At 68.5% G+C, this 20,708-nt stretch carries 26 protein-coding genes; 13 read left to right on the top strand and 13 right to left on the bottom strand.

Annotation, left to right across the window (positions count from 1 at the left end; translation table 11 throughout):
• Positions 1 to 13 precede the first annotated feature (13 nt).
• From ACSHWB_RS23130 to ACSHWB_RS23115, 4 genes are read left to right on the top strand one after another with little or no spacing between them, the layout of a single operon-like run.
• Positions 14 to 1,063, top strand: a complete 1,050-nt coding sequence (locus ACSHWB_RS23130; RefSeq protein ID WP_439664083.1) for an ABC transporter substrate-binding protein — start codon at positions 14 to 16, stop codon at positions 1,061 to 1,063.
• Between the two features lie 31 nt (positions 1,064 to 1,094).
• Positions 1,095 to 1,871, top strand: coding sequence for an ABC transporter ATP-binding protein (locus tag ACSHWB_RS23125; RefSeq protein ID WP_439664082.1), 777 nt, complete (start codon positions 1,095 to 1,097; stop codon positions 1,869 to 1,871).
• Positions 1,855 to 2,727 carry an ABC transporter permease gene (locus ACSHWB_RS23120; RefSeq protein ID WP_439664081.1) on the top strand — a complete coding sequence of 291 codons (873 nt, stop codon included), beginning with the start codon at positions 1,855 to 1,857 and terminating at the stop codon, positions 2,725 to 2,727. Before ACSHWB_RS23125 ends, ACSHWB_RS23120 begins: the two co-directional genes overlap by 17 nt.
• Positions 2,724 to 3,419 (top strand): sirohydrochlorin chelatase, encoded by a 696-nt coding sequence (locus ACSHWB_RS23115; protein WP_439664080.1) that lies wholly within the window; start codon positions 2,724 to 2,726, stop codon positions 3,417 to 3,419. Before ACSHWB_RS23120 ends, ACSHWB_RS23115 begins: the two co-directional genes overlap by 4 nt.
• Here the strand turns inward: ACSHWB_RS23115 and ACSHWB_RS23110 are convergent.
• Positions 3,416 to 3,592, bottom strand: a complete 177-nt coding sequence (locus ACSHWB_RS23110) for a hypothetical protein (protein WP_439664079.1) — start codon at positions 3,590 to 3,592, stop codon at positions 3,416 to 3,418. The two genes, ACSHWB_RS23115 and ACSHWB_RS23110, sit on opposite strands and share 4 nt — an antisense overlap.
• A gap of 112 nt (positions 3,593 to 3,704) precedes the next feature.
• Here ACSHWB_RS23110 and ACSHWB_RS23105 point away from each other — a divergent pair, with 112 nt between their 5' ends.
• The 4 genes from ACSHWB_RS23105 (at position 3,705) to ACSHWB_RS23090 (ending at position 6,806) form a co-directional block, all read left to right on the top strand.
• Complete coding sequence (locus ACSHWB_RS23105; RefSeq protein WP_439664078.1) at positions 3,705 to 4,808, top strand: sensor histidine kinase; 1,104 nt, start codon at positions 3,705 to 3,707, stop codon at positions 4,806 to 4,808.
• A complete protein-coding gene (locus ACSHWB_RS23100; RefSeq protein ID WP_439664077.1) occupies positions 4,805 to 5,422 on the top strand; it encodes a response regulator in 618 nt (205 codons plus the stop codon). The genes ACSHWB_RS23105 and ACSHWB_RS23100 overlap by 4 nt, the downstream gene beginning before the upstream one ends.
• A gap of 69 nt (positions 5,423 to 5,491) precedes the next feature.
• A complete protein-coding gene (locus ACSHWB_RS23095; protein ID WP_439664076.1) occupies positions 5,492 to 6,028 on the top strand; it encodes a hypothetical protein in 537 nt (178 codons plus the stop codon).
• Between the two features lie 163 nt (positions 6,029 to 6,191).
• The gene (locus ACSHWB_RS23090; protein WP_439664075.1) at positions 6,192 to 6,806 is read left to right on the top strand and encodes a cyclase; all 615 of its coding nucleotides are present in this window, start codon (positions 6,192 to 6,194) and stop codon (positions 6,804 to 6,806) included.
• Between the two features lie 25 nt (positions 6,807 to 6,831).
• Here ACSHWB_RS23090 and ACSHWB_RS23085 read toward each other — a convergent pair whose 3' ends face one another.
• Positions 6,832 to 7,224, bottom strand: a complete 393-nt coding sequence (locus ACSHWB_RS23085; RefSeq protein WP_439664074.1) for a MarR family winged helix-turn-helix transcriptional regulator — start codon at positions 7,222 to 7,224, stop codon at positions 6,832 to 6,834.
• Positions 7,225 to 7,270: 46 nt separating this feature from the next.
• Positions 7,271 to 7,885 carry a DJ-1/PfpI family protein gene (locus ACSHWB_RS23080; protein WP_439664073.1) on the bottom strand — a complete coding sequence of 205 codons (615 nt, stop codon included), beginning with the start codon at positions 7,883 to 7,885 and terminating at the stop codon, positions 7,271 to 7,273.
• A 62-nt stretch (positions 7,886 to 7,947) separates the two neighbouring features.
• Here ACSHWB_RS23080 and ACSHWB_RS23075 point away from each other — a divergent pair, with 62 nt between their 5' ends.
• Positions 7,948 to 8,718, top strand: coding sequence for an enoyl-CoA hydratase family protein (locus tag ACSHWB_RS23075; RefSeq protein WP_439664072.1), 771 nt, complete (start codon positions 7,948 to 7,950; stop codon positions 8,716 to 8,718).
• Here the strand turns inward: ACSHWB_RS23075 and ACSHWB_RS23070 are convergent.
• From ACSHWB_RS23070 to ACSHWB_RS23055, 4 genes are read right to left on the bottom strand one after another with little or no spacing between them, the layout of a single operon-like run.
• Positions 8,715 to 9,131: a hypothetical protein gene (locus ACSHWB_RS23070; RefSeq protein ID WP_439664071.1), complete on the bottom strand. Its 417-nt coding sequence runs from the start codon at positions 9,129 to 9,131 to the stop codon at positions 8,715 to 8,717. The genes ACSHWB_RS23075 and ACSHWB_RS23070 overlap by 4 nt on opposite strands.
• A 43-nt stretch (positions 9,132 to 9,174) precedes the next feature.
• A complete protein-coding gene (locus ACSHWB_RS23065; RefSeq protein ID WP_439664070.1) occupies positions 9,175 to 9,438 on the bottom strand; it encodes a barstar family protein in 264 nt (87 codons plus the stop codon).
• Entirely contained in the window at positions 9,435 to 9,887 is a 453-nt protein-coding gene (locus tag ACSHWB_RS23060) for a ribonuclease domain-containing protein (RefSeq protein WP_439664069.1), read from the bottom strand. The genes ACSHWB_RS23065 and ACSHWB_RS23060 overlap by 4 nt, the downstream gene beginning before the upstream one ends.
• Positions 9,884 to 10,102, bottom strand: a complete 219-nt coding sequence (locus ACSHWB_RS23055) for a hypothetical protein (protein ID WP_439664068.1) — start codon at positions 10,100 to 10,102, stop codon at positions 9,884 to 9,886. The genes ACSHWB_RS23060 and ACSHWB_RS23055 overlap by 4 nt, the downstream gene beginning before the upstream one ends.
• Before the next feature lie 79 nt (positions 10,103 to 10,181).
• Between ACSHWB_RS23055 and ACSHWB_RS23050 the strand changes: the two genes are divergently transcribed.
• Positions 10,182 to 11,150, top strand: coding sequence for a zinc-binding dehydrogenase (locus ACSHWB_RS23050; protein ID WP_439664067.1), 969 nt, complete (start codon positions 10,182 to 10,184; stop codon positions 11,148 to 11,150).
• A gap of 60 nt (positions 11,151 to 11,210) precedes the next feature.
• Entirely contained in the window at positions 11,211 to 12,629 is a 1,419-nt protein-coding gene (locus ACSHWB_RS23045; protein ID WP_439664066.1) for an amino acid permease, read from the top strand.
• Here the strand turns inward: ACSHWB_RS23045 and ACSHWB_RS23040 are convergent.
• The 4 genes from ACSHWB_RS23040 to ACSHWB_RS23025 form a co-directional block, all read right to left on the bottom strand.
• Entirely contained in the window at positions 12,604 to 14,133 is a 1,530-nt protein-coding gene (locus ACSHWB_RS23040) for a DUF885 domain-containing protein (RefSeq protein ID WP_439664065.1), read from the bottom strand. The two genes, ACSHWB_RS23045 and ACSHWB_RS23040, sit on opposite strands and share 26 nt — an antisense overlap.
• Positions 14,133 to 15,656, bottom strand: coding sequence for a DUF885 domain-containing protein (locus ACSHWB_RS23035; protein ID WP_439664064.1), 1,524 nt, complete (start codon positions 15,654 to 15,656; stop codon positions 14,133 to 14,135). The genes ACSHWB_RS23040 and ACSHWB_RS23035 overlap by 1 nt, the downstream gene beginning before the upstream one ends.
• 10 nt (positions 15,657 to 15,666) lie before the next feature.
• Positions 15,667 to 16,713 (bottom strand): NAD(P)H-dependent flavin oxidoreductase, encoded by a 1,047-nt coding sequence (locus ACSHWB_RS23030; RefSeq protein ID WP_439664063.1) that lies wholly within the window; start codon positions 16,711 to 16,713, stop codon positions 15,667 to 15,669.
• Between the two features lie 131 nt (positions 16,714 to 16,844).
• Positions 16,845 to 18,302 (bottom strand): chitinase, encoded by a 1,458-nt coding sequence (locus ACSHWB_RS23025; protein WP_439664062.1) that lies wholly within the window; start codon positions 18,300 to 18,302, stop codon positions 16,845 to 16,847.
• Positions 18,303 to 18,400: 98 nt separating this feature from the next.
• On the opposite strand from ACSHWB_RS23025, the gene ACSHWB_RS23020 reads away from it, so the two are divergent.
• Together ACSHWB_RS23020 and ACSHWB_RS23015 are read left to right on the top strand one after the other, a co-directional pair.
• Positions 18,401 to 18,832, top strand: a complete 432-nt coding sequence (locus ACSHWB_RS23020) for an HD domain-containing protein (protein ID WP_439664061.1) — start codon at positions 18,401 to 18,403, stop codon at positions 18,830 to 18,832.
• Positions 18,833 to 18,905: 73 nt separating this feature from the next.
• Positions 18,906 to 19,133: a hypothetical protein gene (locus ACSHWB_RS23015; RefSeq protein WP_439664060.1), complete on the top strand. Its 228-nt coding sequence runs from the start codon at positions 18,906 to 18,908 to the stop codon at positions 19,131 to 19,133.
• A gap of 382 nt (positions 19,134 to 19,515) precedes the next feature.
• Here ACSHWB_RS23015 and ACSHWB_RS23010 read toward each other — a convergent pair whose 3' ends face one another.
• Positions 19,516 to 20,127: a class I SAM-dependent methyltransferase gene (locus ACSHWB_RS23010; RefSeq protein ID WP_439664059.1), complete on the bottom strand. Its 612-nt coding sequence runs from the start codon at positions 20,125 to 20,127 to the stop codon at positions 19,516 to 19,518.
• Positions 20,128 to 20,164: 37 nt separating this feature from the next.
• Positions 20,165 to 20,626, bottom strand: coding sequence for a winged helix-turn-helix transcriptional regulator (locus ACSHWB_RS23005; protein ID WP_360041804.1), 462 nt, complete (start codon positions 20,624 to 20,626; stop codon positions 20,165 to 20,167).
• Positions 20,627 to 20,708 lie beyond the last annotated feature (82 nt).

The raw sequence follows: 20,708 nt of genomic DNA, 5'->3' as shown, positions 1-20,708 counted from the left end.
GGCCTGAAACCCCGTGAACCTCAAGCCCGCCATCGCCGTCGCCCTGATCGCTCTGACAGCCCTGTCCGGTTGCAGCCGCGCCGGCACCGGTGACACTCCCGCCGCCGAGTCCAAGGGCGCCGCCGCAGAGGTGCGCCTCGGGTACTTCCCGAACATCACGCACGCCGCCGCGCTGATCGGCGTCGAGAACGGCCTGTACGCGAAGGAACTGGGCAACACCAAGCTGACGACGCAGACGTTCAACGCGGGCCCCGACGAGGTGAACGCCCTGCTGGGCGAGTCACTCGACATCGCCTACATCGGCTCGGGCCCGGCCATCAACGCCTACGCGAAGTCCAAGGGCGAGGCCGTGAAGCTCATCGCGGGCGCCACCTCGGGTGGTGCGCAGCTCGTGGTGAAGCCCGAGATCAACTCGATCGAGGACCTCAAGGGCAAGATCGTCGCCACTCCGCAGCTCGCGAACACGCAGGACGTGTCGCTGAAGAAGTACCTGTCGGAGAAGGGCCTCACCGGCCAGGTCACCGTGCAGAACGTGGAGAACGCCGCGTCGCTCGACCTGTTCAAGAAGGGCGACATCCAGGCGGCATGGGCGCCGCAGCCGTGGTCGGCACGCATCGTCAACGAGGGTGGCGGCAAGGTGCTGCTCGACGAGAAGACGCTGTGGGACGGCGGGGCGTTCCCGACCACCGTGGTCATCGTGCGGACGAAGTTCCTGCAGGAGCACCCGGAGACGGTCGAGGCCGTGCTGAAGGGTCACGTCGCCGCGATCGACTGGGCGAAGGCGAACTCCGACGAGGCCAAGAAGGCGGCCAACGCCCACCTGGAGAAGCTCACGTCCAAGAAGCTCGGCGACAAGATCCTCGACGCCGCGTGGGACAACATCGAGCTGACCACGGACGCGCAGGCCAAGCACTTCCCGCAGCTCGCGAAGGACGCCGTGACCGCGGGCGTGGCCAAGGAGGCCGCGAACGTCGCCGGGTACGCCGACTTCACGTTGCTCAACAAGGTCCTGCAGGCGCAGGGCAAGCCTCAGGTCCAAGCAGCGGGCCTGGACAAGAAGTAGTTCCGAGACGTCGAGGGGAAGGCACACGACCATGACCGCCACGCTCGAGACCGCTTCTCTGTCCACTGTGGACACGGCAGTCGAACTGACCGGCATCCGCAAGGTTTTCGGCCACGGCAACTCGGCCGTGGTGGCGCTCGACGGGGTTGATCTCAAGGTCAAGCCCGGTGAGTTCGTGTGTCTTCTCGGCGCGTCCGGCTGCGGCAAGAGCACGCTGCTCAACATCGTCGCCGGCCTGGACGGTGCGACGTCGGGCTCGCTGGAGCTCAACACGTCGCGTCCGGCCGTGATGTTCCAGGAGCCCGCGCTGATGCCGTGGCTGACCGCGTCCCGCAACGTCGAGCTGGCGTTGCGCTTCGCCGGTGTCGGCCGCAGCGCGCGCAAGCGTCGCGCCCAGGAGCTGCTCGAACTGGTGCGGCTCGGCGACGTCGCGGACAAGCGTCCGCACGAGCTCTCCGGCGGTATGCGTCAGCGCGTGGCCCTGGCTCGCGCGCTGGCGTCCACCACCGTGTCCGCGGACGGCGCTCCGGCCCTGCTGCTGATGGACGAGCCGTTCGCCGCGCTCGACGCCATCACGCGCGACGTGCTGCAGGCGGAGCTGATCCGGGTGTGGGAGACCACGAACACCGCGATCATCTTCGTGACGCACGACGTGCGCGAAGCCGTTCGCCTCGGCCAGCGGGTCGTCCTGCTGTCCTCACGGCCCGGCCGCGTCGTGCGCGAGTGGGACGTGAAGGACTCGCGCGACGAGGTGCTGGACGAGATCAACACCCATCTGCGAGAGGTCATCAGTGGCCACGCCTCCTGACACGCTCGACAAGGTCGGCGCGGGCCTCGACGCCCTGGATGTGCCGGTAGAGGCGCACAGGGCGTCGGTGTGGCAGCGTTTCCTGAAGACCGGCGTGCCCCCGATCATCGCCTTCGCGCTGCTCCTGGGCGTGTGGCAGGGGTTGTGGGCCTCGGCGATCCTGCCGGAGTTCCAGCTGCCCGCGCCGGTCAACGTGTGGAACGAGCTCGTCCGCTCGATCTCCACCGGTGAGGCGTTCGGCATCCTGTGGACCTCGTTGCACCGCGCGGTGCTCGGGTTCCTCGCGGCGGTGCTGATCGCCACGCCGCTGGGGTTGCTGATCGCCAAGGTCCGGGTGGTGCGCGCGGCGATCGGGTCGTTGCTGACCGGTCTGCAGTCACTTCCGTCCGTCGCCTGGGTTCCGGCCGCGATCCTGTGGTTCGGCGTCACGCCGTCCACGATCTACTTCGTGGTGCTGATGGGGTCGGTGCCGTCGATCGCGAACGGCCTGGTGGCCGGGATCGACCAGATCCCGCCGCTGCTGCCTCGGGTGGGACGCGCGCTGGGTGCGGGGCGACTGGCCTCGGCCCGCCACATCCTGCTGCCCGCCGCACTGCCCGGTTACCTGGCCGGCCTCAAGCAGGGCTGGGCGTTCTCGTGGCGGTCGCTGATGGCCGCGGAGATCATCGCGACCTCGCCCCAGCTCGGCGTCGGGCTCGGGCAGTACCTGCACAACGGCTCGTCGCTCAACGACATCAACATGGTGATCGCGGCGATCTTCCTGATCCTGCTGGTGGGCATCGGGATCGAGCTGCTGTTGTTCCGCCCGCTGGAGCGCGCCGTGCTGCGGGCTCGTGGTCTGACGGGAGCCCTGTGACTTCCCTAGTCGCCGTTGCACACGGCAGCCGTGATCCCCGCTCGGCCGAGTCGATCCACGCCCTGCTGGACGTGGTGCGGTCGCTGCGGCCCGAACTGGACGTCCGTGGCGCGTTCCTCGACCTGTGCGCGCCTCGGCTGAACGACGTGCTGCACGGACCCGCCGTGGTCGTGCCCCTGTTGCTGGGCAAGGCTTATCACGCCAGGGTCGACGTCCCGGCCGCCGTCGCGGAGTCCCGTGTCCCGGCGATCGTCACGGACGTGCTGGGGCCGGATCCACGGCTGGAGTCGGCCGCGCTGCGGAGGCTGTCCGAAGCGGGCGTCGACTTCAACGACAGGTCGTTGGGCGTCGTGCTGGCCGGTGCCGGGTCCTCGCACGCTCCGGCGAACGAGGCCGTGGCCCGCGTCGCCCGGCGCTGGGCCCGCGAGTCGGGCTGGGCCGGCGTGGAGGCGGCGTTCGCGTCGATCGCCTCGCCGACCGTGCCCGAGGCGATCGAACGCCTGCGCCGCAAGGGAGCCACGAAGATCGCGGTGTCGTCGTGGTTCCTCGCCCCTGGCCTGCTGCCGGACAAGGTGGCGAGGCTCGCGGGGGACGCCGTCGTGGCGCGGCCGCTGGGTGACGACGTGGAGGTCGCGCAGCTCGTGCTCGACCGGTACGACTTCGCCGTGGCCCGCCAGATCGTGGCCGCCTAGTCCTTCTGGGCCGACAGGTACCCGACCGTCGCCCAGCCGATGCCGAGCACCGCTCCCCCGGCGATCGCGACGGTCGTGAGCGCACTCGACCCGGCTACGGCGAGCAGGGCGATCACGGCCCCGTAGACCATCGACAGGATCAGCAGGACCAGTCCGGACTTCTTCTTCGTCATGGCCGGGAATCCTCGGGGCTCCCGGCCACGGAGCGCATCGACGGACCGGTGGGTTTCGTTCTCAGTCGACCGGCTACTGGTGTTTTCGCGCGTGCGGCCGCACAGTTTCCCGGTGTCCTCCGATGACGCCTGGGACCGCACCAAGGTCGCCTGGCACGTGGCCTTCGCGGTGTTCGCCCTGGTCGGCGTGGTGCTGGTGCTCGCGGAGGATCGGCGCCAGCCGGTCGCCCTGATCCTGCTGGCCGCGTTGTGCGTCTGGTACTGGCGCGTGGGAGCGCCGCTCGCCCGTGACGCACGCGGCGTGCGCTACCTGGCCGTCGCGATTCCTTTGGTGATCGCGATGTTCGCGTTGGTGCCCGCGTTGTCGGTGCTGTTCTTCACGCTGTACCCGCACATCTGGTCGTTGCTGGAGCCCAGGCTCGCGATCTGGGCGACCGCACTGACGTCGGTGTCGATCGGCACCGTCGTGCTGGTGTCCGGCAGCTTCAGCGAGGACGCGATCGGCGCCGCGGTGGTCATCCTCCTGAGCGTCGTGCCCGCCGTGATGCTGGGCCTGTGGATCGCGCGGATCATCGCCCAGAGCCGCGAACGCGCCGAGCTGGCCGACGTCAGCCACGAGGCGGGTGTGCTCACCGAACGCGAACGCCTCGCCAGGGACCTGCACGACACCCTCGCCCAGGGCGCGACGTCGGTGCTGCTGCTGATACGAGCGGCCCGCACCACCACGGATCCCGTTGCGCGCGAACAACATCTGGCCCTGGCCGAGCAGACTACGTCCGAGAACCTCGCCGAGATCCGCGCCCTGGTCGCCGCGCTGACACCGGCCCAACTGAACGGAGCAGCCCTCCCCGCCGCCCTGGAACGCCTGACTTCCCGGCTGGCACGCGAGTTGGGGCTCTCCACGTCGATGACCGTGCACGGCACTTATCGCCCGTTGCCACCGGACCACGAGGTCACGCTCCTGCGCGTCACGCAGGAAGCGCTGGCGAACGTCCGAAAGCACGCACATGCCTCCGCTGTGACCGTCTGTCTCGACTACGCGGCCGGTGTAGAGCTGTCTATCGTCGACGACGGCCGCGGTTTCGGTGCGGACGCCCCGCGCGGCTACGGCCTGGACGGCTTGCAGGACCGCGTGCGTGCCGCGGGCGGCGAGTTCGACATCCGTTCCGAACCGGGCTCGGGAGTCCGCGTGCACGTACGACTGGAGGACGCGTGATCCGGGTGCTGCTGGTCGACGACCACCCGGTCGTCCGCTTCGGACTGCGCACGATCCTTGAGGCACAAGAGGATCTGTCCGTCATCGGCGAGTGCGGCTCCGGCTCGGAGGCGATCGAGCTGGCTTCGGAACTGCTGCCCGACGTCGTGCTGATGGACCTCAAGATGCCCGGTGTCGACGGCGCCACCGCCACCGCCGCCGTGGTCGCGGCGACCCCCTGCCGGGTCGTGGTGCTGACGACGTTCGACACCGACGGCGACGTCCTGCGCGCCATCGAGGCCGGCGCCACGGCCTACCTGCTCAAGGACGCGCCCAGCGACGACCTGGTCGAGGCCGTCCGCGCCGCCGCCCGCGGCCAGACCGTGCTCGCCTCCCCCGTGGCGACGAAGCTGGTCAGCGCCGTGCAACGGCCGGGGCTGAGCGCCCGCGAGGTCGAGGTGCTGACGCTCGTGGGCCGCGGCCTGTCCAACGTCGCGATCAGCCAGGCGATGCACGTGAGCGAGGCGACGGTGAAGAGCCACCTGCTGCACGTGTTCGCCAAGCTCGACGTGAGCGACCGAACGGCGGCCGTGACGGTGGCGATGAGCCGCGGCTGGCTGGCGCCGCCGGCCTGATCCCGCCGAATCTCCCTCGGCACGAAGCCCTGACGTGGTACCAATTCCCGAACGGCACCGGGGGGCGACGTGACCGACGACTCACACCAGTTCGATTCCAGCGTTCGTGATGGCATCTTCGACGGCAGCGCCGACGACATCGCGGATCTCAGTCATCCGGACTTCGCGGACGACTACCACTTCTCCGGCTCGCGACGCCGTTCCCGGCGCGGCTACCAGGACCTGTCCGGCGCGCCCTCGTGGGTCAAGGCGTTCGTGTGGGCGGGCGCCCTCCTGGCGATAGCGGGCTTCGGGGTCGTCCTGTTCAGCGTGCTGGGCCCCTCGGGCGCACCGCAGCCGCGCAGTCTGACGCCCGCCTTCCCGACGGCGGTCACGTTCGGCGACGTGCCACCCGACTTCGCGGACGGCTACCAGCTGCCGCCCGGCTTCCCGAACCAGCCGCTGCCACCCGAGTTCCAGACCTTCGAGACGCCGGGCTTCCCGCAGCGGCCCACAGTCCCGAGCGTCGGCGGCCCGAACCTGGGTCTGGGCTTCGGCCTCTTCTTCGCGGGCTTCGTGCTGACGGCGATCGGCGCGCTGGGACACAGCACCTCGACCCGGCGCTGACCCGCCTGGTGGCGCCACTTCCGGCCTACGCCACAAGATCGAGTACTCAGCGCCGATCGGGCGATGTGAAGTGTGAACTGTTGACGTGAAACCTACTCATGAGTAGTCAGGTGACTACGCCGCGTGCTGGAAGTGTCCCTCGTCCACTCAACGGGGAGAGGCCATGAAGCTAGCCGGAATTGCCGCAGCCGCACTGGTTCCGATGCTGTTGTTCGCCACCAACGCGTCCGCAGCCGCTCCGCAGACGATCACCTACAAGCTCCGCGCGACTGCTGTCGGGCAGACGTCGGACTTCACGCTCGACCAGGGTGTCGACGCCTCGGCGCCGGACACCGTCGCGCCCAACGGCACGGTCAAGGTCACCATCGACCCCGCCCCCAACAAGATCCCGACCGAGGCGGGCGGCAGGCAGGTGCGGGAGATCAAGGGTCTCGCGCTGCGGCTGCCGGTGCCCGCCAACTCGAAGTTCCAGTCCGCGTCGCTGTCCGGCGGCTCCGGCCTGGGCGGCACGCCGTCGGTCGCCCTGTCGGGCAACGACGTCGTGCTGACCGTGCCCGGTCCGATCAAGGGCGGCGCCGACTTCGAGCTGCCCACCGTCACGATCAACCTGCAGGCCGGCGGCACCGGGACGATCACCACGAAGCTGGGTGGCACCAGCTACGACGCCCCGGGCCTCACCTTCACCGCCGTCGTCGTCGTGATCGGGTTCCCGATCAACGCCGCCGCGAAGGGCTACCCGGACCCGAGCCCCGTGCTGACCACCACCACGATCGGCTGACTGATGCCCAACCCCCTGCCGGGCATCAGGAAGTAGCCGCGACCAACGCGGTCATCGTGGCGAGCGTCGTGCGCAGGTCTTCCAGTGAGACCTGCGCACTGACGCGGTTGGCCCACTCGTGCTGCGCGTCCCGCAACCGTTCCACCGCGGCGAACCCTTCGGCGGTCGGCCGGACCAGCTTCGCGCGGGCATGTGCCGGGTTCGGCAGGTACTCCGCCAAACCCCTGTCCACCAACAGGTCCGCGATCCGCTGCACCGACTGACGGGCCAGCCCCATCTCCCGCGCGATCCCGGAGACGGACAACGGCTCGCGCAGCACCGCGCCGAGCACCTGCCACCACGCCGCGGTCAGCCCGACCGGCTTCGTCATCACCTCGGCCGCGTCGAGGAACGCCCCGTACAAACGGAAAGTCCTCATCACGACGTCGGTCAGCACATCACCTGATTCAGTCCTGGACGCGGACTCACTCGTGGACACTGGCCACCAGCTTCCCGAAAGCTTCCGGAGTGTCGTCGCGGTTGAACTCGTACCAGGCGCTCAAAGTCTGCGGCGAGAACGTCTCCAGCTCCGCCAGCACCTCGCGAGCGAACTCCAGGGCGGATGCGCCACCGGCCGTGATCACGCCGTCCGCACGCACCACGCGTTCGTCCCGGTACAACGCCGCACCGCCGTAGGACCCAAGCCCCTCAAGGAAGTTCGACGTGTGCGCCACGTCGTCCAGCAGCCCTTCGGCCGCCAGCGCGACCGTCGCGCCGCAGATCGCCGCGATCGGCTTGCCCGCCTCGCGGAACCGCCGCGCGAGCTTCCCGAACGCCGCCAGCTCCCCGGTCTCCCAGCCCTCGCCGCCCGGCATCACGAGCATCGCCGCGTCGTCCAGCGACACGTCCTCCAGAGCGACGTCCGGCAGCATCCGCACACCACCGATCGTGCGGATCGGGTCGGTGGTCAGCGCGACCGTCCGGATCTCGTAGCGCCCCGGCCGCTGCTGGAACTGCCGCAGGCTCACCTGCGCGGCCACGTGGCCGTACTCCCAGTCGGCGAGCTGGTCGGCCAGAACGAGGTACACCGTCTGTGTCATGACAGTAGACTGTCATAGTTGACAGCATGCTGTCAAACAACCTCGCAGCTAAGGTCAGCGCCATGGCAGATGAGCTGGTCCACTACGAGGTGCGGCGTGGCATCGCGACGATCACGCTGGACTCCCCCCACAACCGCAACGCGCTGTCCTCACAGCTGCGCCGGGAGCTCAAGGAGCACCTGGGCACAGCGGCGAAGGACGACGAGGTGCGTGTGGTCGTGCTGACCCACACGGGCTCCGTGTTCTGTTCGGGCATGGACCTCAAGGAGGCAGCCGGAGCGAGCGCGGGCGACCAGGGCGTCAACGAGTTCCCCGCGATCCTCGAACAGCTCTGGACCAGCCCGAAGCCGGTCGTCGCCGCCCTCAAGGGCCCGGCCCGCGCCGGTGGCGTCGGCATCGTGGCGGCGTGCGACATCGCCGTCGCGGCGACCGCGGCGACGTTCGCGTTCAGCGAGGTCAGGATCGGTGTCGTGCCGGCCGTCATCTCGGTGACCGTGCTGCCGCGCCTGCTCCCCCGCCAGGCCCACGAGCTGTTCCTGACCGGCGAGACGTTCGACGCGAAGCGCGCCGTGGAGATCGGCCTGCTGAACGCCGCAGCCGACGACGTCGACGCCGAAGTCCGCCGTTACACGGACATGCTCGCCCTCGGCGCCCCGAACGCGTTGGCCGCCACCAAGGAGATGCTGCAGCAGGAGCGGTCCACGAACCTCGGCGAGGTCTTCGCGGACATGCTCACGCTGTCAGCCCGGCACTTCGGCGGCCCCGAGGGCCAGGAGGGCATCACGGCGTTCAGGGAGAAGCGCAAGCCGTCCTGGGTGCCCGCGGAGGACTAGAACCAGCCCGTGCACTCGATGACGCCCTGCGAGGACCCGCAGGCGCGCATCAGCTTGCCGTCGTTCTTGAACGCGTCGGTGTACTTCGCCGTACCCGAGTCGATCCTGGTGTACCCGAGGAAGCCCTCGTGCCCGTTGGCCGAGGGCTCCTTGCGGTCGGTCCAGATCTCCTCGCCGGGCGTGCCGTGGGAGATGCGGCCCCACGCGCACTTGGACGCGTTCGACGCGCGCAGCTCGACCACGCGGCCGTTCTGCATGGTCACGGGATTGTCGCCGTCGAGCGTCTCGAACGGCGTGAACGGCCCCTCCTGCGAACAGTCGGGGTCACCGGCGAACGACACGGCCGGAAAAAGCACTCCAACAACTACGACGACGCCGAGCGCACAGCTCAAACGGCGGAATTGCGTTCCCATGGAACGGCACTGTCCACTCCGGACGCCACAACCGCAGCGCCAGTCACCGTTCTGTGCGAATCACGCGCACTTTTCGGTCACCTGATTCAGCGGTCTGCTTCGCAGCGTCACGCAGCACTTCCAGCACCGAAGAGTCCAGGTCCACGGGCACGACCAGCGTGTACTCACCCGACGGCAGCCACGAGAGATCGGTCAGGCTGTCGTAGAGCGCGTCGAGGTTCTGCCCGAACCACGCGGGAAAGTCCAGCGCGGCAGCAATGGCCGAGATCGCAGCAGCCTTTTCCGAAACGAGAATGTGCCGTTTCATTTCTTCACGTCCACCACTACGAACGACGAATAGTGGTCGCCGGTGTAGAAGACTTCCTTCTCCGAACCGGTGACGATCCTGCGCGCGCCGCGGTCAGGACTTCCCGGCGTCGGCACGGTGTACTCCTTGTAGTACCCGGAGTCCTTGGCGGGCAGCCGCTTCTCGCGGTTCTGGAACGTCACGCCGTCGTTGCGCGGGTACGGGAACGGCCCCTTCGCCTCGATCAGCTTCCAGGTCTTGCCGGCCTCGGCGGGCAGCTTCGACAGCGCCTCGACGTCCAGCCCGGAGTTCGACCCCGGCACGGTCTCGGCCCGCGCCGAGCTCGTGACCACAGGCTTCGTGGTGTTCTCGGGAGGCGTCCCCGCCGAGTTGTCCTTGACGAACCACCCGATGACGACCAGCGCGAGGAGCCCGACCAGTGCGACGGTCAGGCGACGACCAGGGCTCACGCGGCGACCTTCTCGGGCTCAGGCTCAGGCTCCGGCTCGACGTCGGAGACCGACGCCGGGTTCTTCGCACCCCAGTCGGCGACCCGGTCGATCAGCCGCGCCACGCCCAGGCAGAGCGGGAGGACCACGACCATCACCACGGGGAACTGCACGGCGACGGGCAGCTGCACGACCCACAGCTCGACCCCGTCCCACCACTGCACCAGCCAATCCACGCCCCCGAGCCTAGCGTCTGCTGCCTCGTGACCCGTGTCACGGCATTTGGCCACGATCCAGGTGGGTATGTTGCGAACCATGTTCGCCGTTTACGCAGCAGAACCCAGTCCCGAGAACCCGCTGGCCTCGCTTCGCGTGGGCGAGCGCCCCGAGCCCGAGGTCCCGAACGGCTGGGTGCGCGTCGCGGTGAAGGCGGCCAGCCTCAACATGCACGACCTGTGGACGTTGCGCGGTGTCGGCATCAAGCCGGAGCAGTTCCCGATGATCCTGGGCTGCGACGGCGCCGGTGTCCTCGACGACGGCACCGAGGTGGTGCTGCACTCCGTCATCGGCGACCCGAACTGGTCCGGTGAGGAGACGCTCGACCCGAAGCGCACGCTGCTCACCGAGAAGCACCAGGGCACGTTCGCCGACTACGTCACGGTGCCGGCCCGCAACGCGCTGCCCAAGCCGGCCGGTCTCAGCTTCGCCGAGGCCGCCTGCATGGGCACGGCATGGCTGACCGCGTACCGGATGCTGTTCGTGAAGTCCGGCCTGCGCCCCGGCCAGACGATGCTCGTGCAGGGCGCGTCGGGCGGGGTGTCGACGGCGCTGATCCAGCTCGGCCGCGCCGCCGGGTTCCGCGTCTGGGTCACCGGCCGCACCGAGGAGAAGCGCGCGCTGGCCACGGCCCTCGGCGCCCACGACACGTTCGAGTCCGGTGCCAGGCTGCCCGAACGGGTCGACGCGGTGTTCGAGACCGTCGGCAAGGCCACCTGGTCGCACTCGATGAAGGCACTCAAGCCCGGCGGCATCGTGGTGATCTCCGGTGCGACGTCCGGTGACGCCAGCGCGGCCGAGCTGCAGCGGCTCTTCTTCCTGCAGCTGCGCGTGGTCGGGTCGACCATGGGCACGCGGGAGGAGCTGGGCGACCTGATCCGGTTCTGCGCGCTGAACGACCTCAAGCCGCAGATCGGCGCCGAGCTGAAGTTCGAGGACGCCGAGCAGGGCCTGCAGGCGATGCTCGACGGCGACACCGCGGGCAAGATCGTCTTCACCCGCCCGTAAAAAGGCACAAAACGCCCTGCTGGTCAGCGGACGAGCACGAACCGCGCGACATTGGTCGTCATGACCACGCAGGGCGTTTTCAGGCGCAAGCCCATAGAACAGATCGCGGAGGACAAGGGCGACGGGCTCACCAGAACACTGGGCCTGTGGCAGCTCACGGCGATCGGCATCGGTGGCATCATCGGCGCGGGCATCTTCTCGCTCGCGGGTGCGGTCGCGAACAAGACCGCCGGACCCGCCGTGCTGATCTCGTTCCTGGTGGCCGGTATCGCGAGCGCGGCGGCGGCGTTCTCGTACGCGGAGTTCGCGGGCCTGATCCCGAAGGCCGGCAGCGCCTACACCTACGGCTACGCGGTGCTCGGCGAGGTCGTCGGCTGGTTCATCGGCTGGGACCTGCTGCTCGAGTACACCGCGATCGTGGCGGTGGTGGCGATCGGCATCTCCGGCTACTTCACCGAACTCCTGAGTCTGCTCAACATCCATCTACCGCAGTGGATGCTCGGCGCACCGGGCACAGAAGCGCCCGGCGTCGCGGAGGGCTCGTACAAGGTCAACCTGTTCGCGGTCCTGCTGTGCCTGCTCATCGCGTACGTGCTGAACACGGGCATGAAGAACGCGGCGCGGTTCGAGACCACGTTGGTGTACCTGAAGGTCGCCGTGGTCGCGCTGGTCGTCATCGTCGGCGCGTTCCACATCGATACCGACAACTACAACCCGTTCTTCCCGTTCGGCATCTCGGGTGCGCTCACGGGTGCGGCGACGGTGTTCTTCGCGGTCTTCGGCTACGACGCGATGTCGACGGCGGCAGAGGAGTCCAAGGACTCCCAGAAGCACATGCCGAAGGCGATCATCTACTCGCTCGCGGTGTCGATGGTGCTGTACGTGCTGGCCTGCCTGGTGCTGACGGGAATGGTGAACTACAAGGACATCGACGCCGAGTCCGCGTTCGCCACGGCGTTCGCCGACATCGGCCTTCCCGCGCTGGGCATCATCATCAGCGTCGGCGCGATCCTCGGCATCACGACCGTGCTCTTCACGTTCATGATGGGCGCGGCCCGCGTCGGGTACTCGATGAGCCGCGACGGCCTGCTGCCGCCGTGGTTCGCGAAGTCCCACCCGGTCAAGCACGTGCCGACGCGGATCACCTGGGTGCTCGGCATCGCCTCCGCGGTCATCGCCGGGTTCCTGCCGATCGCGGAGGCAGCCGAGCTCACCAACATCGGCATCCTGCTCGCGTTCGTCGTGGTGTGCGTCGCCGTGATCGTGTTGCGGTACAAGCAGCCCGACCTCCCGAGGACGTTCAGGACGCCGGGCATGCCCGTGGTGCCGGTCATCGGCGTGATCTTCTCGATCTGGCTGATCACGTTCCTCACCCCGGAGACCTGGCTGCGGTTCGCGGTGTGGTTCGTGATCGGCCTGATCATCTACTTCACCTACTCGAAGAAGCACTCCGTCATGGAGCGTCGGCCCAAGCGGTGACGATCTCGTCGAGGGTGGAGAGCGGCACCGCGCCGCTCCCCACCACCAGGTCGTGGAACGCGCGCACGTCGAACCGGTCGCCCATCTTCGTCTCGGCCTCGGCCCTGATGCGCAGGATCTCCAGGCGCCCCACCATGTACGCGAGCGCCTGACCGGGCATCTCGATGTACCGGTCGATCTCCGAGATGATCTCCGGCTCCGCCATCACGGTGTTGTCGCGCAGGTAGTCGATGGCCTGCTGACGCGACCACCCGAACGCGTGCAGCCCGGTGTCGACGACCAACCGGCCGGCGCGCATCGCGTCGAGACCGAGCATGCCGAGGCGCTGCTCGTCCGACGAGTACAGGCCCATCTCGTCCGCGAGGCGCTCGGTGTAGAGACCCCAGCCCTCCAGGTACGCCTCGATGAACGCGAACCGGCGCATGTTGTGCATGTCCGTCTCGGCCGCGATGCTCACCTGGTAGTGATGGCCGGGCACGGCCTCGTGGAACGCCGTCACCTCGGACAGCGTGCGGCTGCGTTCGGTGGCGCCCAACGGGTTCAGCCAGTAGATGCCGGGACGGCTGCCGTCCTGCGCCGACGGCATGTAGAACGCGATCGGTGCCGTCGCCCGACCGGCCTCGTCGACCAGCCGCACCTCGCACCCGGACTTCGGCATGCGGCCGAACCACTTCGGCGCCTCTGCCTGGGCCCGCGCGATCGCCTCGACCGCGCTCTCGACCATCTGATCCTCGTTCTCCCACAACAGTTCCGTGCGCAACCGGTGGAAGATCTCCTGCACGTCCGAGGTGCCCCACAGCCGCGACCCGATCTCCGCGTACTCCTCGCGCAGCGACGCGATCAGGTCGAGGCCGAGCCGGTGCAGCTCGTCGGGGGTGCGGTCGGTGGTCGTGTAGCTGCGGGCGAGCTTGCGGTAGTTCTCCTCGCCGTCGGGCAGCCAGCACAGACCGGCGTGCTCGTCGCTGCGGCCGTCCTCGATCGACGCGAGGACGTCGCGGAACTCGGCGACGGCCGTGCGGATCTCGGCGGAGTGCTCGCCCTCCCACGGCTGCGCGGGCGAGGCCAGGAAGTCCTCGACGCGCTGGATGCCTGCCTCGACGTGGCGCTGCAACGGCCTGCGGTCGGACTCGCGCAGCCGCTGCGCCGCCTGCCGGATGTAGCGCGGGAACTTGTCGAGGCGCTGGGACACGTCGACCTTCGTCGCGATCATCAGCAGGCCGTTGACCGGCGCGGCCAGGCCCTGCGCGACCGTGTGCTCGACCAGCCTGGCGTCGGTGCGGTCGATGATCGACCGGGCCTGGTGCCGGATGACGGCGAGCGTGACCGGGTCCTCGTCGCTCGTGTCGACGCGGCTCAGGATGTCGGCGATCCGCGCCTTCGTCGCCTCTTCGCTCTCGACGCTCAGTTCCTCCAGCTGGTCGTCCCAGCCGGGCAGACCGAACATCGCGGCGGACAGCGGCGACGAGTCCATCACCGCCTGGAACATCTCATCCGCCAGTGACATCAGGTCCTCCCAGACCATTCGGAAACAAGACCACCCAATGTGGACAACGGTACGATGCCGTTCTCCAGCACCAGGTCGTGAAACGCCCTGATGTCGAAACTCTGCCCCATCGCCGCGCGGGCCTCCGCCCGGATCCGCAGGATCTCCAGCCGGCCCACCATGTACGCGAGCGCCTGCCCCGGCGTCTCGATGTACCGGTCGATCTCGCCGTCGATCTCCGAGTCGTCCATCACGGTGTTCTCGCGCAGGTAGTCGACGGCCTGCTGCCTCGACCAGCCCAGCGCGTGGATGCCCGTGTCGACGACGAGCCGGCCGGCGCGCATCGCGTCGAGGCCGAGCATGCCCAGCCGTGCCTCGTCGGAGGAGTAGAGGCCCATCTCGTCGGCCAGGCGCTCGGTGTAGAGGCCCCAGCCTTCGAGGTAGGAGTCGATGAACGCGAACTTGCGCACGTTCGTCAGCTCGGTCTCGGCGGCGATCGAGATCTGGAAGTGGTGGCCGGGAACGGCTTCGTGGAACGCCGTCACCTCGGACAGCGTGCGACTGCGGTTGGTGGCGTCGAACGGGTTCAGGAAGTAGACACCGGGACGGGAACCGTCGAGCGCGGCGTCGACGTAGTACGCGAACGGCGCGTTGTCGCGGTCCTGCTCCGGCACGAACTGGACCTCGCAGCGCGCCTTCGGCTGCCGCCCGAACCAGTTCGGGGCCTCGGCGTTCGCCCTGACGACCGCGTCCGCCGCACTGGTGAGCATGTCGTCCTCGTTGGCCCACAACAGTTCCGTGCGCAACCGGCGGAAGATCTCCGGCACGTCCGAGGTGCCCCACAGCCGCGACCCGATCTCGGCGTACTCCTCGCGCAGCCCGGCGATCAGGTCGCGCCCGAGCTGGTGCAGTTCGGCGGATGTGTAGGACGCCGTCGTGTAGTCGCGGACCAGCTTGCGGTAGTTCTCCTCGCCGTCGGGCAGCCAGCACAGACCGGCCTGCTCGTCGGTGCGGCCGGGCAGGCCCAGCAGGGTCTCCCGGTAGCGGGCGAACGCCGGACGCAGGTCGGCGTCGCCCTCCCACTCCTGGCGCGGCGAGGCGAGGAACCGTTCGACGTGCGCCGCACCGCTGCGCACGTGCCGGCTCAGCGGCCTGCGGTCGGTGTCGAGCAGCCGTGCCGCCACCTGCTCGAGGAAGTGCGGGATCGCGTGGCGCCGCTGCGAGAAGTCGACCTGGGAGCTGTTGCGGAGCAGGAGCGTCACCGGGGAGTTCAGTCCCCTGGCCACGCTGTGCTCGACCAGCCTGGCGTCGATCATGGTGATGATCGACTCGGCCTGGTGCCGGATCACGTCCCGCGAGACCGGGTCCTCGTCACTTCCGTCGAGACGGCCGAGGATGCCGGTCAGCCGCGACCGCAGCGCCCGGTGGGCCTCGTGGCTGTGGTCTTCGAGCTTGTCGTCCCAGCCCGGGACACCGACGAGCGTGGCGAACAACGGGTTCCAGTCCATCATCGCCTGGAAGGTCTCATCAGAGAGCGAGGTCACGCCCTCCTTCTTAGCCGCGCCCGAACCTCTCGGCCAGAGATTTGATCGTTTCGGTCAGCTCTGCACCGATCCGCTGAACGATCGCGCCGGCCGGTTCCGCCGTCGCCAGCGGGTACGTGGTGCCCGCCCACAGCGACATGACCTCCACCTCGCCGCTCGCGCGCACGGGCCGCGTGAGGTGGTGGACGTTCGGGTACGCGGCGGGCGCGTGCGCGCTGTGCTCGATCAGGAACCTGTTCACCAGCCCTCGCGCGGGCCGTCCGCTGAACGCCCGCGTGATCGCCGTGCGCCGGGCCCCCTCGGCGAGCGCTTCCCGTTGGGCCGCATTGGTTCCCGCCTCCGGGCAGCCGAGGAACGCGGTGCCGAGCTGCGCCGCGACCGCACCCGCGGCCAGCACGGCGGCGACGTCGGCGCCGCTGACCAGGCCGCCGGTCGCGATCACCGGCAGGCTGACTGCGCTCTTCACGAGCCTGATCGCCGCGAGGGTGCCGTACAGCTCACCGCCGCCGGGCGAGATGCCGTCGTCGGCGAACGTGCCGCGGTGGCCGCCCGCGTCCGAACCCTGCACGCACACGACGTCCGCGCCGATCTGCTGCGCCTGCCGTGCCTCGCTGGGGGTCGTGACCGTCACGACGATCGTGGAGCCGGCCGCCCTGAGCCGCTGCACGTCGTCCACATCGGGCAGTCCGAACGTGAACGACACCACGGGCACCCGCAGCGCGAGGACGAGCTCGAGCTTCGCCGCGTAGTTGTCGTCGTCCCAGCGCGGATCGCCGGGCACCGCGCCGACTTTCTCCGCACAGGACGTGACCCGCCGCACGTACGACGAAATGTCCGCTGTCGGCCGTGTGCCGGGCACGAAGAGGTTGACCCCGAACGGCTTGCCGGTGAGCTCGCTCGTGCGCGTGATCTTCTCCGCGAGCTGCTCGACGGTGACGTAGCCCGCCGCCAGGAACCCGAACCCGCCTGCCTCGCTCACCGCGGCGACCAGTTCGGGGGTGGAGGGGCCACCTGCCATGGGCGCGGCGATCACAGGCACGGCCAGCGTGTGGAACATGGAGGACAACCTAGTTGGATCGAGCGGCAAATGCCTGGTGAAACCCTGTGTCTTTGATGACGCAAGGACTACTCCGAACGGGCGCGCGGCGCCACGTCCACTGTGGACGTGGCGCCGGCCGGTCCCATCATCTAGGGCAGGGAGTCCAGATGAGGAGCGACGGTGTTCGCGAACTGCCAGTTGTTCGAGGCGTCCCAGTTGATCGACCACGTCATGGCGCCGCGGATCGACGGCCAGGTCGTGCTCGGCTTGAACGTCCCGCAGTTCGTACCGCGGGCGAGGCAGCTGAGCGCGTTGTTGACGTTGGACGGCGACTGGTAGCCGCCACCGGCACCGGACGGCGACGCCGGCAGGCCGAGGCCCACCTGGTCGGCGCGCAGCCCGCTCTGCAGCTGGATGCACGCGAGCGCGGTCAGGAAGTTGACCGTGCCCTGGGCGTAGACCTGCTGGTCGCAGCCGAGCATCGTGCCGGAGTTGTAGTACTGCATGTTCACGATCGTCAGGATGTCCTTGGTCGCCAGCGCCAGCTTGAAGTACTCGGCGTTGACGTTCTGCATGTCGATCGTCTGCGGCGCCATGGTGATGACGGTGCCGCCGCCGGCGTGGATGGCCCGCAGCGCCTGACCCATGTACTGCGCGTTGACGCCGTTCTCCAGGTCGATGTCGACGCCGTTGAAGCCGTAGCTGGAGATCAGCGACTTGACGCTGTTGGAGAAGTTGGTCGCCGCCGTCGAGTTGCCGACGCTGATCGTGCCCTTCTCACCGCCGACGGAGATGATCACCTTCTGGCCGCGGTTCTGCACGGTCTTGATGTCCGCGCGGAACTGCGCGTCGGTGTAGCCGCCGAGTTGGCTGCTCAGGCCGGGGTCGAGGTTGAACGCGACCTGGCCCTGCACCGCCGTGGCGTCGGCGAACGAGACCGCGATGATGTCGTAGGTGGTGGGAACGTCCGCGAGCCGCAGAGCGCGCGCACCGTTGTAGAAGTTCTGCCAGTAGCCCGTCAGGACGTGCTTGGGCAGGCCGGTGTTCGGCGGATTGCTGGTCGTGGTGGTGGTGGTGGTCGTCGTGGTCGACGTGGTGGTGCTCGTGGTCGTCGGCGGGGTGCCGGGGCCGTCGAGGTTCACGTCGTCGGCGAAGTACGCGGGCTGGCCGTACCAGCCGTGCAGGTAGATCGTGACGCTGCTGGCGCCGCCGGAGTTGAAGTCGACGGTGAGCTGCGTGAAGCCGCTGGAACCGGGCGTCCAGGTGTTCTTCTCCACGCCACCGGTGACACCGAGGTAGACGTAGCTGCCCTGCACCCACGCGGACAGCTTGTAGGCCGTGTTCGGTTGCACCGAAACGGTTTGCTGGCACCGCGCGTTGCTCTGCCCGACCGGTGCGCCCTGCAGGGCGTACGTGCCGGTGCGCTTGGTGGCGTTGGAGACGCTCGTGCCCTCGGTGCAGGTCCAGCCGCTCAGGTTGCCGGCCTCGAAGCCGCTGTTGGCCGCGAGGTTCGCGGCGGCAGCGCTTCCGTTGATCACCAACACCAGACCGGCACAAGCGAACAGCGCGGACAGCAGCGCTATAGCTGCTCGTCTGGTCTTGGACATGGTCCACCTCCACACATCATGCGGCGGCCATGTTGTGAGTGGACTAAAAATGGACTAGACCACTACGTCTGGTCAAGACCTGGTTTAACTTGATGCGCGTGTTCACCCTCGAAGACGCCATCACTATCGCCACTTCCGCCCACGACGGCCAGGTCGACAAGTCGGGCCGGCCGTACATCGGACACCCGTTGCGGGTCATGGCGTCCGTGACGGGCGAGCACGAGCAGATGACCGCGGTCCTGCACGACGTCATCGAGGACACCCCGGTCACCGCAGATGATCTGCTCGCACGCGGCTGCCCGCCCGCCGTGGTCGACGCCGTCGTGGCGCTGTCGCATCTGCCGGAGGAGCCGCAAGAGGACTACCTGCGGCGCGTGGCCGCGAACCCGTTGGCACTCTCCGTGAAGCGCGCGGACATCGCCGACAACCTCTCCCCCGCCCGCATGGCCCGGCTGGACGACGCGCTGCGGGAGCGCCTGCAGGCCAAGTACGCCCGCGCGCTGAGGTTGCTCGCCGAGTACGTGAGCTAACTCGCTTCTTCATCGGTACAGGTCGCTTGAACAGGGTGTATTATCGAATCGTAACCAAGATTGGAAGGACAAGATGACCCGCCACGACCTGTCCGTGAAGTCCCTGCGTTCGAGCCTGGCCTCGCGCCGTGAGGCTCGGTACTCACGCCGGAGCCTGGAACGGCAGTTGGCCAGCTACACCACCGAGAGCGACCGGCTCGAACTGGACGCCATCCTGTCGCGCCACAGCGCGGAGGAGACCGGCGAGCTCCGTTCGATCATCAACCGGCAGGCGATGGACCGGTTGATCCGTTCCGCCTGACGAACACCCCAGGGCCACCCCGGCAACGATGCCGAGGGTGGCCTTCGCGTTTTCCAGGGCCTGGCTCAGGCGAGAAAGCAGGCAGCTGGAACAGCTGGCACAACTCGATGCCGAAGCCACCCAAGCCACCGCACGCAGGCGTACGTGCTGGGATTCCGGCTCGCCGAACCCGAGCGGCCCCGCACCTGGCCCTGATGGCGTCTGCAAGTACCACCAACTCAACATCAACAGGCACTTTCCTACTACCAACAGGCTTGCGGACAAGGTTCATCACCGCGCTCGGCGGCACGCTCAAGATCGTGGTTGACATCGACGGTGAAGACGTGAACCTCGCGACCAGCCAGGTCGCCTGAAGCGCGGTGACTCTCCTCCCGGTCGCGCGTCAGAAGAGCCGCTTGAGGGTCAGGACGTTGTCCTTGCGCATCTCCTGCTGCCCCTCGGGCCCGACCAGCGGCCGTTCCACCACCTCGTCGGTCACGACGATCCAGTTGTCCTTGAGCGCCAAGTGGTCGAGCACGTCCTTGGTCGTCGGGAAGTAGTAGTCCTGGTGCTCGGACCACGACGGCGCACCCGCGTGCCCGCCGATGACCAGATACCCGCCCGGCGCGACTGCGTCCGACGCCCGCTTCAGGATGCTGTTGCGCTCCCCGTCCTCCTCGACCGGCGAGTGCAGGAACTGCGCGCTCACCAGGTCGTACAGCCCGTCGGGGAACGTGGCCTTGAGGTCGTGCTGCTCCACGGAGATCTCGACGCCGGCGTCGTACGCGTGCTTGATCGCGCGGTCCAGCGCGACCTGCGACACGTCGACCCCGAGCACCCGCCAGCCCCGCTTCGCCAGCCAGACGGCGTCCCCACCCTCGGCGCACCCGAGGTCGAGCGCGCTGCCGGGCGCGAGTCGTTCGACTTCACGCACCAGCAACGGGTTGGGCTTGCCGGACCAGACCTGGTCCCGCTCCGAGTAGAAGGTCTCCCAGAACTCCTGCGCTGTCGTCATGGTTCCAAGGTGCCCTCAGCCATGCCGTTCCAGCAACCTATGTTGCCGATCCAGCAACGCCGGGACCGGGCAGCAGGTCGACATCCCCCGCGCGCATCGGCTCACCGCAGTGATCACACCGCAGTTCCACATCCGCGATCTCCCCGCACGCGTGGTGCCGGTAGAGCACCGGCGGCCCGGCCTCACCCGCGAGCCACCGGTCGCCCCAGCCCTTCATCACCATCAGCAGGTCGATCAGCTCGGTCCCCTTGACCGTGAGCACGTACTCGTAGCGCGGCCTCTGGTCGTACGGCCTGCGCTCCAGAACCCCTTGCTCCACAAGGTGGTTGAGCCGTTCGGTCAACACCTTGCGGGAGATCCCGAGGTCGGCCTGGAGCTGCTCGAACCGGTTCATCCCGACCCACACGTCCCGCAGGATCAGCGGCGACCAGGGCTCCCCGATGACGTCGAGCGTGCGCGCGATCGAACACGCCATCCCACTGAAGCTGGTCCGCTGCATGCACCCAGCCTAGCAACTCAGGGTTCCCTTAAGGAACTCAGCTCTGCTACGGTCTTGGAGTCTCTTAAAGGAACTCAAAGGA

Origin of the sequence: Lentzea sp. HUAS TT2 (assembly GCF_051853195.1) — a bacterium.
GTDB lineage: Bacteria > Actinomycetota > Actinomycetes > Mycobacteriales > Pseudonocardiaceae > Lentzea.
The sequence above is the reverse complement of the archived record's forward strand: the minus strand, read 5'-3'. Positions and strand labels throughout refer to the sequence as shown.